8 protein-coding genes are annotated in these 13,884 nt (G+C 34.0%); 2 read left to right on the top strand and 6 right to left on the bottom strand.

Going from position 1 to position 13,884, the window contains the following annotated elements; genetic code table 11:
* Window positions 1–33: 33 nt before the first annotated feature.
* From BLR17_RS00675 to BLR17_RS00650, 6 genes are all read right to left on the bottom strand, one after another.
* On the bottom strand, window positions 34–1,500 hold the full coding sequence (locus BLR17_RS00675) for a glycoside hydrolase family 28 protein (RefSeq protein WP_066328568.1): 1,467 nt from the start codon (window positions 1,498–1,500) through the stop codon (window positions 34–36).
* A 153-nt stretch (window positions 1,501–1,653) separates the two neighbouring features.
* Window positions 1,654–3,012 carry a sulfatase family protein gene (locus tag BLR17_RS00670; protein WP_066328570.1) on the bottom strand — a complete coding sequence of 453 codons (1,359 nt, stop codon included), beginning with the start codon at window positions 3,010–3,012 and terminating at the stop codon, window positions 1,654–1,656.
* Between the two features lie 22 nt (window positions 3,013–3,034).
* Window positions 3,035–4,402 (bottom strand): glycoside hydrolase family 88/105 protein, encoded by a 1,368-nt coding sequence (locus BLR17_RS00665; protein WP_066328571.1) that lies wholly within the window; start codon window positions 4,400–4,402, stop codon window positions 3,035–3,037.
* A gap of 40 nt (window positions 4,403–4,442) precedes the next feature.
* Complete coding sequence (locus BLR17_RS00660; protein WP_066328572.1) at window positions 4,443–5,537, bottom strand: PKD domain-containing protein; 1,095 nt, start codon at window positions 5,535–5,537, stop codon at window positions 4,443–4,445.
* Window positions 5,538–5,809: 272 nt separating this feature from the next.
* Complete coding sequence (locus BLR17_RS00655) at window positions 5,810–6,808, bottom strand: GntR family transcriptional regulator (RefSeq protein WP_174544389.1); 999 nt, start codon at window positions 6,806–6,808, stop codon at window positions 5,810–5,812.
* Between the two features lie 213 nt (window positions 6,809–7,021).
* Window positions 7,022–7,759 carry an SDR family NAD(P)-dependent oxidoreductase gene (locus tag BLR17_RS00650; RefSeq protein WP_066328574.1) on the bottom strand — a complete coding sequence of 246 codons (738 nt, stop codon included), beginning with the start codon at window positions 7,757–7,759 and terminating at the stop codon, window positions 7,022–7,024.
* A 609-nt stretch (window positions 7,760–8,368) separates the two neighbouring features.
* On the opposite strand from BLR17_RS00650, the gene BLR17_RS00645 reads away from it, so the two are divergent.
* Window positions 8,369–10,594: a fasciclin domain-containing protein gene (locus BLR17_RS00645; protein WP_066328575.1), complete on the top strand. Its 2,226-nt coding sequence runs from the start codon at window positions 8,369–8,371 to the stop codon at window positions 10,592–10,594.
* A 1-nt stretch (window position 10,595) separates the two neighbouring features.
* Window positions 10,596–13,880, top strand: coding sequence for a SusC/RagA family TonB-linked outer membrane protein (locus BLR17_RS00640; RefSeq protein WP_066328576.1), 3,285 nt, complete (start codon window positions 10,596–10,598; stop codon window positions 13,878–13,880).
* The last annotated feature ends 4 nt before the right edge of the window (window positions 13,881–13,884 follow it).

The following is a 13,884-nucleotide window of genomic DNA, read 5'->3' as shown; positions in this document are numbered from 1 at the left end:
TAAATTAGTGAATTCGTGTCTCTATTTTACGTGTTACTTTTTAGTATTGGTTACAGCATTTGAAAAATCTACATTCTTAGAATTTTCAATTTTTAAAGTCGAATGGTCTAAAGCATTTATAGTTACATTGTCTAAAATCCAATTGCTGCTGTAATTGATATTTCCTGCAGTTTCGGCTGTAATATGGACATTTTTAAGAGTGATGTTTTCGACAATAGACTCCTTTAATCCCGCTACCGAAATGGCTTTTTTAGCTCCTTTGATATCGATATTTTTTAAATGAATATTTCTAAAATTAGGAATTCCTTTTGATTCAGGTTCTACCTTAGTCAGCATTTTTTTCCAGTGTGGAGGTAAAGTTTCCTCAGTGTAACCGGCAGGAAGTTTGGAATAGCTGTAAGCCGGATTCCAGTTCATCGAAATTGAGATAAAAGTACCTACACTTTCCATTTTTATATTTTCCATATAAACATCTTCTACTGTTCCCCCTCGGTTAGTAGCCGATTTTATGTTTAGTCCATTTTTAGTACCATACCCTTGAATATTGGAAACATATACGTGTCGAATACTGCCCGAAGTTTCGCTGCCTAAAGTGAACAAACCAGCACCTTGACGGGCAATACAATTGCGTACCACAACATATTCAGTCGGGCGATTGACTCTCAATCCGTCCCAGTCGCGTCCTGCTTTCAGACAGAAATTATCATCATTGCAATCAATATCGCAGTTTTGAACCAATATCCATTTTGACGAATCGATATCCACTCCATCGGTACTTGGACCATGTCCGCCAATGTTGTTTCTTATTTTGATGCCGTCAACGGTAATGTGTTCCGAGTACAATACCTGAACCGTCCAAAATCCCGCTCTTTGAATATTTAAATCTTTAAGAAATACATTTTTAGAATTGGTGATTAAGATGGTTCTTGGGCGTTTAGCATCATAATCTACAATCCAACGCAAGTCTTTGGCTTCGTATTCTTTGCGTAAATTCCAATAGTAATCCCAGTGCACTTTTCCCTGACCATCGATGGTTCCTTCGCCATCAAGGCTTACATTTTTTTGATCTAAAACATTGATTAAAGCCGCCGGCCATTTCATTTCGATTCCCGCTACACGAGTGTCAATTTCCGGGTAGTCGGTAATGTTTTCACTGCCTGAAATAGTTACTCCTTTTGGGACATTAAAATGAACGCCTTCTTTGATGAATAAGGAACCCGTTAAGTAATTCCCGGGTTTGAAAGTAAGCGTTCCACCACCATTTTTACTGCATTCGTCTATGGCTTTTTGAATGTTTTTAGTCGAAAGTGTTTTGCCATCATTTATCGCTCCAAAATCGTTCGCGTAATAAATTTTAGATTTAAAAACGTTTTCCTTGGCACCTACTTTGTTAATCCACTCGGGTTCAAAATTAGCCGAATGACTTGCTATTTGAGCTGTTTCTTTACAGGAAAAAAGCAAAAAGAATAAGGCACTAAAAAAGATTAAGGATTGTTTCATTATGATTGATTTTATCTCCGAAAATCATTATTTCATATCATAAAGGTATCCTGTACTTGCCTGATTTTAAGTTGAAATTCTGTAAATTGATAAAAACGGGATAGTTTTGGATAATTTAGTTTTGATTTTCGAACAAGTTATAGCTGTTTTTGCTTATTCGCCGCCTAAGTTTACTTCTTTTGCATCTTTTTGGAATTGCTCCTCCAGCTTATTTTTTAGTTTATTGGCTAAAGTTTCATGTTCCAGAATCAGGTTTTGCTTTTCTTCAGGATCTTTTTCGAGATTGAAAAGTTCAAAAACCGTTGCTGAATTTTTGTGTCTTGTTCGGATTAATTTCCAAGGTTTTTCAGTAATGCTTTCCTGTAAATGTCCTCGGATGTAAATTTCCTGATTTGGGATAGAATCGTTAGAAACAATGGAATTCCAGATGTTTTTTCCTTCCACTGTTGGAGGAATAGATTTGGCTCCGGCCAATGTTAAAATAGTTGGCATTAAATCGGTTACGGAGATGTAGTTTTTATTTAAAGAAGCGTTGATTTTGTTTTTCCAATAGATGATGCCAGGCACTCTTATAGCTCCTTCGTAATTAGTGGTTTTCCAGTCCCGCAATGGAAAATTACTTCCTAAAACATCGTTTGCAGCATGTCTTCCCTGGTATTGATTACCCGGAATCCATTTGTCCATAGCGCCATTGTCGCTCATGAAAATAACAACAGTATTTTTGTCTAAATGCTGTTTTTTTAAGGTTTTTAATATCTGTCCAATGCTATAATCTAAATGCGACATCGCAGCGGCATAATCTCTTCTGGAATTGTTTTTAATTGTTTTTAAATAGGGTTTTTTCCACTTGTCTTCTTCCTGCAAAGGAAAATGCGGAGCGCTGTAACTCAATTGGATGTAGAATTTTTTAGAAGGATCTCTTTTGGTTTTTAGCCAAGAAATTGCTTCGTTTTCAATTAGGTCGGTTGCGTGTCCTTTTTCGGTAATAAACTGACCGTTTCTGTGCCAACTTGGATCTCCGTTTTTGTATTCGTGACTGTATTGGTCTATTTGTCCGTGTAAAAAACCATAGGAGTAATCAAATCCGTAAACTTTAGGGCCACTGGAAGGATTTAATCCCAAATGCCATTTTCCAAACAAAGCCGTTTGGTACTTTTGTTGGTGTAAGGCTTGTGGCAAAGTAGTGACATCGCTGGGAAGACTCAAATTGCTTTTGTCGCTTATAGGCGCTACAATCCCCATGCGGCTGGAAGGTCTTCCGGTAAAGAAACTGGCTCTGGATGGCGAGCAGGTAGGAGCAGCGTACAAGCGGTTGAGTTGGGCTCCATTTTTGGCAAGCCAATCAATATTTGGGGTATGAATTTCTGAGCCATTATAGCTCACATCATTCCAACCAGCATCATCAGCGACAATAACCACAAAATTTGGTGTAATAGGTTTTTGAGTTGATTGACCAAAAGTTGCAACCCATAAAAATAATACGGCTATGCTGCTGATGAAGTGGCTGTTCATGAATGAGGTAAGATTTTTAAAATTATTTAGATGCTTTTAATTGTAACGAGCTGTCGTTGATTTCAAATTGGTTATTTTTAAGCATTAAAATGATTTCTGAACCGGCTAAAATTACAGGGCCATAGCCATGTGCTGCAAAAACATTTATTGGACGGTAGTAGTAAAAAGCAGGATCAAATCCCATTCCGGTTCCTACACAAGTACCTTCTACTTCTCCTTTGTCGTTTACTTTTGTAGCAACGGCATTCCATGCTAATAATGCAGCAGGAGCATAAGCTGCTTTGTCGATATAGCCTCTGTTGATGGCACGGGTGATAGAATAAGCATAGATGGCAGTTGCCGATGTTTCTAAATAGGTGTCGTTACGGTCAATCAACTGATGCCAAAAACCGGTACCATCCTGATAAGCAACCAGACCTTTGATATGTGCTCTTAATTGATTTAAAACCATATTGTATCCCGGATGGTCTTTGGGTAAAACTTCTAATAATTCCACCATAGTCATTACTGCCCAGCCATTGGCGCGAGCCCAATGAAATTGTGGGTGCTCTTCCATAGATTGTACCCAACCGTGCATGTACAAGCCTTTTTGGCTGTTAAACATACGCTCAGAGAATTGTTTGACTTGTTTTACAGCGTCGTCATAGTATTTAACATCACCGGTTAGTTTTCCCATTTGTGCCAAAGCTGGAACTGCCATAAACATATCATCTAACCATAAAGTGTTGGGCTGAGGTCTGTTTCTGGCCAAAGTTCCATCAGTTAGGCGAAATTCTTTAGTGCTGATGTAATTCATGAAATCATCAATCAATGGTCTCAGATCGGTTTTTGATCCGGCTCTTTGTGCTTTAATCATCGAGGCGGTAACGGCACCACCATCATCCAGTGCGTGTGGCATTAAAAAGCCGTGTACCGGAGAAGGAAATTTACTGTTTTTAGCAAGCTCTTTTTTGTAATAAGGAGCAATATCAGCGATTAGTTTTAAACGTTTGTTAGTATAATCAGCATATTTTTGATCTCCGGTAGCTTCGGTAGCCAGAAGCATTCCGGCATAAGTTACTCCCCATTCGTAGCTGGTTAATCTAAAAGTTCCGGGAGCAAAAATGGTGTTTTCGTCCAGTTTTTTAAGATCAGTAACTTCCTGTTTAGTTTTATTGTCTATCAGGCCTGCAGGAGTTGTTTTTTCAAGAAAAGCATATATTTTATCTATGGTTGCTTTGATGTCCTGAGCTGATTTAGCTCCATAAGGTGTAGGGTAATCGGGTTGTAAAAGGTGTAAAGGCGCGGTAACATCGTTAGCAGGTTGCTGAGCGTTTACAAGAGTTGGGATTGCCATTATGGTTGCTGCAACTCCGATTTTAATTCCGGTTTTGAATACGTTGGTTTTCATTTTGGTTAGGTATTATATTAATGGTTTGTTAGTATGTTTTTTATTTTACGGCAACATCCCAAACTTTTGAAAGTTGAGAGGAGCCTTTTGGTCCTTGAATTTTTAAAATTACAACATATTTGCCAGCTTCTTTGTATTGATGAACTGGATTTTGCTCGGTTGAGGTTGTTCCATCACCAAAATCCCAATTCCAGGAGGTAATTTCGCCTTCAGATTCATCAATAAAAGCGACTTCTCTTTTTACCATATTTACAACTTTAAAAGACCATTTGGTGTCGATGTCTTTTTTGAATTCTTTTTCTAAAGGCATCAGTTTGAAAGGTAAAGCATAAGAAGCATTCCCATACATTTTGTGTTCTTTTGAAAGATTCCAAAAGCCGTTGTTTTCGGTTTTATTAACATCATCATAATCGATTATTGCCCAGCAAAGGCCAATGTTTTTGTTTTCTTCCAAGATGGATTCTACTGCTCTTGAAGGATCGTTTCCTGCATAATCAAAAGGAGTAATCCAGAATTCCAACGTCAATTTTCCGCCTTGTCCCGGTTTAAAATCATAATGATAAGAAGCATTGGCATAAGGCAGATTTTTAATCCAAGGCTGACTACCCCAAACCATAGTCCAGTCTTTTTCCAGAGCGGGAGTAAAAATATGATAGTTTTGAGCATGTACTCCGTGATAGGAGAAATAAGCTTCCATTGTGTTTGTCAGATTTGGATTGGGATGAAAACGGTCAATAAACGGGCCGCCGGATTGGTCCGCATCGACAATCAATTCGAAGGTGTCATTATGTAATCCGGGCAATGAAAAATCCCAATAGTCATCATAAGCTTCATAAAGAAAATACAAACGATTGAGTCCTTTAACCCAGCCTACTTTTATACTAATATCCAGATTTTTTGGATCGGCTTTGGGTTGTTTTCCGCTGTCGTCCCACAATTGATCCATTCCTATCACATAATTTTTAGGAACCATTTTCCAATCTTCACTATTTCCGTCAATCGTAGGGATTTTATTGGCAGGAAATTGAAAAACCTGAAAGCTTCTATTGTCCTGCGCATTAGTTTGAGAAGCAATAAATACTATTAATACTAAAGATAATTTATGTTTGAAAAAGGATCTGATTTTGAAAAGCATTGGATAAAGGTTTTTGGTTTTTAATGTGCTAAGTTAAAAAAGCCCCAACAGAAGGTTAGGGCTTAAAACTAAAAACTCACTTTAAAACTAAACTAAAAACTAAATTATAATTGTATCCTAATAATGGATTAAATTTCTTGTTTTTTGAAAAATACAACTTAATTTAAATAAGTTGAATTAATTTTAATGTTATTAATACTCCAATATTAAAGTTTTAATTTGATATTAGAATCCTGTACTATCCTGTTTTTATAGAAAAATTGATTAAGTAGTTAAAGAGAATCTCTTAGTATTAATTTTGTAGGGATGTAATATTGCATAGGTTCGTCTTTAATGATGAATTCAGCGGCTTTTTTGCCTAATTCTTCAAAGTCCGTAGTAATAACTGAAATCCCTTTATAGATGAATTTTTTCATCGGAGTTTCATTGTAAGATAAGAAACCGACATCTTTACCTGGTTCTAAATTTTTTTCCCGGCATTGTTCCAAAAAATTTCCCAAAATCCTGTCACTGACGCTAACGTAAGCAATGTTTTTTTTAATTGTAAATTCTTTTGGATTAGTGATTATCTTATGATTTAAATTAAAATCGGTGCAGAATTTTTTAAAATAAGTAAGTGTTTCTTTCGGGTGATTGGTAAATGTTGGGTATATGAAATTAATTTCTTTGTATTTATTAAAAAGACTTATGCCTTCTTTCATTGCCTCGTAGAATGACTTTCCAAAATCCTGAAAAACATAATTGTTTTTGGTTTTTGAATGTATATTCCAATCTATCAATAATAATTTTTCGTTTGAAATTATCGACAGGCAAGGGGAAACCTCTTTATTGTCAAAAGTCATTACAATGTATTTGAAATATTTTCCAACACTATTGTTTATAATTGTTTTGAAGTTGTCAATGTTGTAATGGTGAAATTGAACATCAACAATAATATTGTCTGAAATGTTATTTACAAATGAGTGATAGAGAACTTCTTTGTAGGCTTTGAAAGTGTCTAAAACTAAAAGTACTTTTCTGGTTTCTCCCAAAACAAAATACCCTTTATTAGGAACAGAATCGATTAGTTTTTGTTCTTTTAATAACGAATAAGCTTTAAATACAGTATCTCTTGAAAGTTGGTAGTCTTTACAAATGCTGTTTACGGAAGGTAATTGCTCGCCTTTAGCTAAAATGTTTTCAGATATAGCATTGTTTATCGAATTAATTAATTGTTGGTATTTTGGGATGTCACTTTCGTGATTGATGTTGAAGGTAAATTTGTTTTCCATCTTTAAAATCTGTTCCTTGATGTAAATATAGGATTTTATTTTATTTATGAATAAACAGATTTTTTATAGCCTAAATAATAAGGTCTCAATTTTCATGTAGAAATTGAGACCTTTTAATATTAGTTAAATGGAGTTTTAAGTCAATTTTGAGTTTTTGACCCTATTATAAATAGGATATTTTGTTTTTTATTTTCCGAATTTAGTAATGATTTTTTAAAATCCGATGCTGTTTCCTCCGTCAACAGCAAGAACAGTTCCGGTGACATATTTTGAATCGGCAGTTGCAAAGAAGTAGGCTGCATCAGCGATATCATCCGGTTCACCTAAAAACCCCATCGGAGTTCTACCCAGTACTTTGTTTTTTCTTTCAGGATCATTGTCTAATGCTGCTGAAGACATTTTAGTTTTAATGAAACCGGGAGCAATGCAGTTTACACGAATTCCAAACGAGGCTAGTTCAACAGCCATTGCGCGTGTCATGGCTTCGATAGCGCCTTTACTGGAAGAATATGCAATAACTTTTGGGATTCCATATTGAGAGGCCATTGAACTAATATTGATAATACTTCCTCCTTTGTTTGTTTTCATGTTTTTTACAACTTCTCTGCTTATTGCAAAAACACTTAAAAGATTGGTGTGAATGATTGACAGGAAATCTTCATCAGTCACATCAGTGAATTCCTTTTTTAAATTGATTCCGGCGTTATTCACTAAAATATCGATTGATGTTTCTTTAGTAAGTTCAGAAATCATAGCCGGAATTTCTTCCAGATTATTTAAGTCAAAAATAACAGGAATGGCATAAGGGCCAATTTCTTTGCAGGCGGCTTCTGTTTTATCCTTAGTTCTTCCTATAATATAGGTTTTAATACCGTTGTCGCATAATTTTTTTGCTGTTGCAAAACCTAAACCTGAGTTTCCGCCTGTTACTATTGCTGTTTTAATATTCATGATAATTTTTTGAGGAGATATGATTGAAAAAATAATTTTATATAAGTAGTGAGTATATGTGTTTCTTGGTAGTTTTTCTTAAACAGATGGTTGTAATTGGATTTTATTATAAAAGCTGTTTTAAGTTCTGATTTTAAAATTTGTTGTAAAAAAAATGTAAATTTAATACGTTTTTTTTATTTGAATCGGTTTTTGTCTTTCTGATTAATAAAATATACCATTTAATTAGTAATTAAATTCTTAATAAGAGTCTTTTAGGATTTGTATTTGGGGTTTAAAGTGTTACAATTCTACTACTTAAGGTGTTTTTTCTTTACGGCTTTAAAATATGTGTTAATTTAATATATATGTATGTGTCCTTTTTTTAAAAGGATAGAATAAAGTAGTCATTCCTAATAAATACAGTAATTTTTTTAAGTTTAAAATAGTTGTTAATAGATTGTAATATGTGTATTTAATTTCTATTTTTTTAATGTATATATAAAAAACAGGATAGTGCAGGATAGATGTCTTAGGTTGAACATATAAATTTGAAAAGTTAAATATTGACAAAAAAGAGTTAAAAAAAACACAAATAATTTATTCACCACTTTATAAGCTAACCAAATAATGAAGAGAAAATTTAACTATTTATTACTTCTGCCTCTTCTGGCCTTATTTGCCAGTTGTAGTCGAGACGTGTTTGATGAATATTACGGACGTCCGGATTACCTAGAAGATCCAATTTACCAACAGTTGGATGCAAGGGGAAATTTTAAAAATTTCACTGCTTTAATCCAAAAGGCAGGATACAAAGATATTTTGAGTAAAGCAGGATACTGGACTATGTTTGCTCCTAATGATGCTGCATTTGAAAAATATTTTCAAGACAATTCAATATCTGATGTGAGTAAGATTGATGATGCTACGGCTGCTAAAATTGTAAGATACGCTTTAGTTTACAATGCTTTTAGAGAAGATCAGCTTTCGGATTATCAAGGTTCAAAAGGATGGGAAGTAGATAATGCATTTCGTAGAAGAACTGCTTATTATGATGGTTTTTTAAATAAAACAATCAATGGACAGCCAAAAGTAATTGTAGGCTCTAACAGAAATGGAGCCAATAATTATATTTCAGGAGACAATAATAATAAGTATATAAGTTATTTTACTAAAGAATATTTTGAAGCTAAAGGTTTAAGTTCTTTCGATTTTAATTATTTCTACCCAAATGCTACGTATTCAGATTTTAATATTTTAGATTCTAAAGTAACGGAAGCTGATATCATTGCTGAAAATGGAATTATACATGAAGTAGATAAAGTAAACGTGCCTTTAGTTAATATTGATCAGTATTTAGAAGAAGATAGCGCTAAAGGGACTGGAAGTAAGTATAGTAGTTTCCGTAATGTTGTGGAAAATAATTTGGTTAGTTATAATTTTAATCAAGCTGCTACAAATACTTATTTTAATTATACTGGTAAGTCAGATAATGTTTATGTAAAGACTTATGATTCTGGTTTATCTTTTGCTCCTAATAATGAAAATTATTTAAAAGAAACAGACAATGACGGACAATCGGACGCTTATACTTTACTTGTTCCGGAAAATACCAAATTTGATGAATTTAAACGTGATGTTTTACTAAAACATTATGCATCGATAGACAAACTTCCAAAATATGTATTTCAAGATCTTGTAAATGCTCATATGGTTAAAAATGCAGTTTGGCCTTCAAAAGCATCAAGTTTTGATAATGCTTTAGGTGAAGATTTAAGATTTGATTTCAATACAGACGTAATTGAGAAGAAAGTATTAAGTAATGGTTTCTTTTATGGTGTAAACAAAGTGCAGAAATCTAATTTGTTCTATAGTGTTTATACTTCCGCTTATTTAGATCCAAATTATTCATTAGCAACAAGATTGTTTAATGATGGTTCTGGTATTAAAGAAATGATAAGCAATATAAAAAATAAGTATGTGTTGTTCTTGCCTTCGGATAATTTAATATTGTCAATGGGTTTTAGATATGATGCCAATTATACACAATGGGTTTATACTAATCCTGTTACTAATGTGACTGTAAGTGGTGGGCCTGCCAGAAGTGCTTTGTATCGTATACTTTATAATAGTATTGTTTATACTCCTCATGGAGAGTTAGATAATATAGCAACTACTTCAGGTATAATTCGTTCTGGTGATTATGATTTACCAGGTGAATATATTAAATGGAGTAATAATAAGGTTTATGCTGCAGGAAATGAATATTATGGTAATGCTGTTAATATAACAGGTAAGGATGTTCAACAAAATGGAACAACTTATTATGTGGATAATTTACTACTGTATTCTCCGCAGCCACAAGGTTATAAAATTAAAGCTTTAGGCGAGGCTGTAGGTTCTCAATTTTCTACTTTCTATAATTATTTAAAAAATTCAAGAATATATAATGCTGCAACTGGAGAAATTCAAGGTGTTGTTTTAGGAACTTCTTATACTTTTATTGTTCCTAATAATACTGCTATGGCACAGGCGGTTACTGATGGTATTTTGCCAGCGTCAACTGCTCCTACATTAGAATCAGACATTGAAAAAGTTAAAGATTTTATTGCTTTCCATATTTTGGTAAATAAAACAGCTTCTGATGATGGTTTAACAACAGGGCAATTTGAAACGCTGAGAAAGGACAGTTTTGGTGAAAAAACGTATATAACTGTAGAGAGTACTCCAGGAACATTGTCTTTTAAAGATCTTAATTATAGAACGGCTAACTATATTAAAGCTCAGAGTAATAACCTGGCAGATCGATCCTTAATCCATTTAGTAGATAATTATCTAAAATTTACGCAGCAATAAAATGAGACAACAAATTATAAAAATATTTCGCAGTTTTACTTTTGCCTTAATTGTACTGGTAGCTTTACCTGTTTTGGCACAACAGTCTAATACTACAACATTAGTTCGAGGGCAGGTAATTGATGCGGCTGATAATCAAACTGTTCCTGGTGCAACTGTTGCAGAACAGGATTCAGAAAATCGTACTGTAGGTGGAGTAGTGACCGATTTTGATGGGAATTTTGCAATTCGTGTCAAAAACCCAAATAATAAATTAGTTATTTCAACAATTGGTTATAAAACTAAAGTTGTACCTATTAATGGAAAACAAAGTTTAAAAATTGCTATAGTTTCTACTGTTGAATCCTTAAATGTAGTCGAGGTTAAGTCGCAAAAAATGTCTGACAACGGTTTGATGAACATTGCAGACCGTAACCGAACTACTAGTGCGGTTTCTATTAATGCTGCTGAACTTGAAAATACACAGGCTGCTTCAATTGACGAAGCTTTGCAAGGTCGTTTACCTGGAGTTGATATTACAGCAAGCAGTGGAGACCCGGGAGCAGGAATGCAAATTCGTATTCGTGGTACTTCGTCTATTTCTGGTTCATCAGATCCGTTAGTAGTAGTAGATGGTATGCCATATGAGACTTCAATTCCTGAAGATTTTAATTTTGGTTCTGCTGATACTCAGGGTTATGCAGCCTTATTAAATATTGCACCTTCAGATATTGAAACGATTACAATTTTGAAAGATGCTGCTGCAACTGCTGTTTGGGGTTCACGTGCGGCAAGTGGTGTATTGTTAATTACTACTAAACGTGGTACTGTAGGTGCTCCAAAAATTACTTATACATTCAAAGGTACTTATTCTAAATTACCTCCAACTATTCCTATGTTAAGTGGAGACCAATATTCACAATTGATTCCAGAAGAAGTTATGAACAGAAATGGAATTCCTTTGAATACTTTGACTGTAAAGGAATTTCAATATGACCCTCAAGAAGTATATTATTATAAAAATTATGGTCAAAACACTAATTGGGTAGACGCAATTACACAAGTAGGTTTGACCGGTGATCATAACCTTTCTTTACAAGGAGGGGGTGAAAAAGCGAGATATTTTAGTTCTGTAGGTTATTATAAACAAAGAGGGGTTACCGTTGGAACTGGTTTAGATAGGTTAAATGCGAGATTAAATTTAGATTATGTTGTATCTAATCGTATCCGTTTCAAGACAGATATTTCGTATACGCACACTAATACTCAGCGTAATTATGTAAATGGTACTAGTGATAGCTACGATCGTTTAAGAGGAGTGGCTTATACCAAAATGCCAAATATGAGTATTTATGAATATGATGAAATGGGTAATTTAACACCAAATTATTTTACACCAATAACAAATATTCAAGGAACATATTCTGGAACTTATAACCCTGTTGCCATGGCAGAATATGCTATGAATGATCAAACCGGTGACCGTATTGTTCCGCACTTTAACTTAAAAGTAGATATAATTCCAAATAAATTAATTTCTACTTTTGATTTACAATTTGACTATAATAGTACTAAAGCAAAGTCTTTCTTACCACAAAGCGCTACAGGACGTCCATTTACAGAAACAGTTGTTAATAGAGCTGGAGATTCTGATGTTGATGCATCAAGTATTATTTCTAAAACCAATTTTATTTACACACCAAAAATTGGTAAAGATCAGGATTTACAAGTGCTTTTATCATTACAATCAAATGATTCTCGTTATACTTCTCATCAAGCTATGACTTCAAACACAGCTTCGTCTTTGTTTACGGATCCATCTAATCCATCCAGAACACAAAATTCGGAATTGGCTTTATATACTAGTAATACACAGTCAAGAAGTGTTGGTGCCTTATTAAGTGCTCAATATAGCTTGTTAGATCGTTATATTATCAATGTTGGTTTACGAGGTGACGGTAATTCAAAGTTCGCAGCTAATAATAGATACGGGTTATTCCCTTCAATCTCTACACGTTGGAGAGTTTCTGGAGAACCATTTATGAAAGAAGCAGATTTTATTGATGATTTGAGTATTAGATTGAGTTATGGTCAATCAGGAAGAGCTCCACGTTATGATTATCGTTATTTTAATATTTATAGTAACTTTAGTACTCAATATCTGGGACTTAATGGGGTTTTTCCATCTAATATGGAGTTGGCTAATTTACGTTGGGAGACTTTAGTTGGAACTAATTTAGGTTTCAACCTGCAAATGTTTAATAAACGTGTAATGTTAGATGCAGAGATTTACCGTAATACAACAAAGGATTTACTTTTTCCAAATCTTGATATAAGTTCTGTTTCGGGTTACTCAACTATTTCTGATCAAAATGTTGGAACGATGCAAAACCAAGGTTGGGAGATTGGACTTTATACTACACCATATAAATCAAAAAAATGGAGAGTAGAATTCAATTTAAATATTGCCTCAAATCAAAATATGATTAAAGAAATTTCAGAATACTATCCAAGTGAATTTGGTAATACGGATAAAAACGGACAATTCAAACGTTTCTTACAGGCGGATAATCCATTTGGTTCATTCTACGGGTACCGTTTTAAAGGAGTTTATACAGATCTTGAAGCTACAAAGGCAAGAGATGCTGCGGGTAATGTGATTATTGGTCCAAACGGTCAGGAAGTATTTATGCGTTTCAATTACCCTGTTACAGATTATACTTTCCAGCCTGGAGATGCTATTTATGAAGATATTAACCATGACGGAAATATTGATAAGCGAGACGTAGTTTACTTAGGTAACTCTAATCCTAAATTAACCGGAGGTTTTGGACCAACAATAACATTTAATAACCAATACAAAATCTTATTGTTTTTTAACTACCGTTTGAACTATGACATTATTAACGGTACAGATATGAATACAACTAATATGTATAATTATAATAATCAAAGTACAGCAGTTTTAGCAAGATGGCGCAATCCTGGTGATGTTACTAATATGCCGAGAGCTATTTATGGCGCTGGTTATAACTGGTTGGGTTCTGATCGTTATGTTGAAGATGCATCTTTCTTACGTCTTCGTTCAGTAACTTTTAGTTACAACCTTGGGAAAAATTTATTGAAGAAATTAAATTTAGAAGATGTTAGAATGTATGTTACAGCTGATAATTTATATACTTTCACAAAGTATAGAGGACAAGATCCAGAGGTTAATATGAGTTCCGGTCCTTTTGGTATAGCAATAGATAATGCTGCTACACCTCCTACGAAGCGTTTTACATTTGGTCTTTCAACCCGTTTTTAATAAA

Source organism: Flavobacterium glycines, assembly GCF_900100165.1.
GTDB lineage: Bacteria > Bacteroidota > Bacteroidia > Flavobacteriales > Flavobacteriaceae > Flavobacterium > Flavobacterium glycines.
This window is presented reverse-complemented; position numbering and strand designations above follow the sequence as displayed.

Coding starts and splice junctions, on each gene's coding strand:
- BLR17_RS00675 (WP_066328568.1), bottom strand. CDS start 1,500: ATGAAACAATCCTTAATCTTTTTTAGTGCCTTATTCTTTTTGCTTTTT.
- BLR17_RS00670 (WP_066328570.1), bottom strand. CDS start 3,012: ATGAACAGCCACTTCATCAGCAGCATAGCCGTATTATTTTTATGGGTT.
- BLR17_RS00665 (WP_066328571.1), bottom strand. CDS start 4,402: ATGAAAACCAACGTATTCAAAACCGGAATTAAAATCGGAGTTGCAGCA.
- BLR17_RS00660 (WP_066328572.1), bottom strand. CDS start 5,537: ATGCTTTTCAAAATCAGATCCTTTTTCAAACATAAATTATCTTTAGTA.
- BLR17_RS00655 (WP_174544389.1), bottom strand. CDS start 6,808: ATGGAAAACAAATTTACCTTCAACATCAATCACGAAAGTGACATCCCA.
- BLR17_RS00650 (WP_066328574.1), bottom strand. CDS start 7,759: ATGAATATTAAAACAGCAATAGTAACAGGCGGAAACTCAGGTTTAGGT.
- BLR17_RS00645 (WP_066328575.1), top strand. CDS start 8,369: ATGAAGAGAAAATTTAACTATTTATTACTTCTGCCTCTTCTGGCCTTA.
- BLR17_RS00640 (WP_066328576.1), top strand. CDS start 10,596: ATGAGACAACAAATTATAAAAATATTTCGCAGTTTTACTTTTGCCTTA.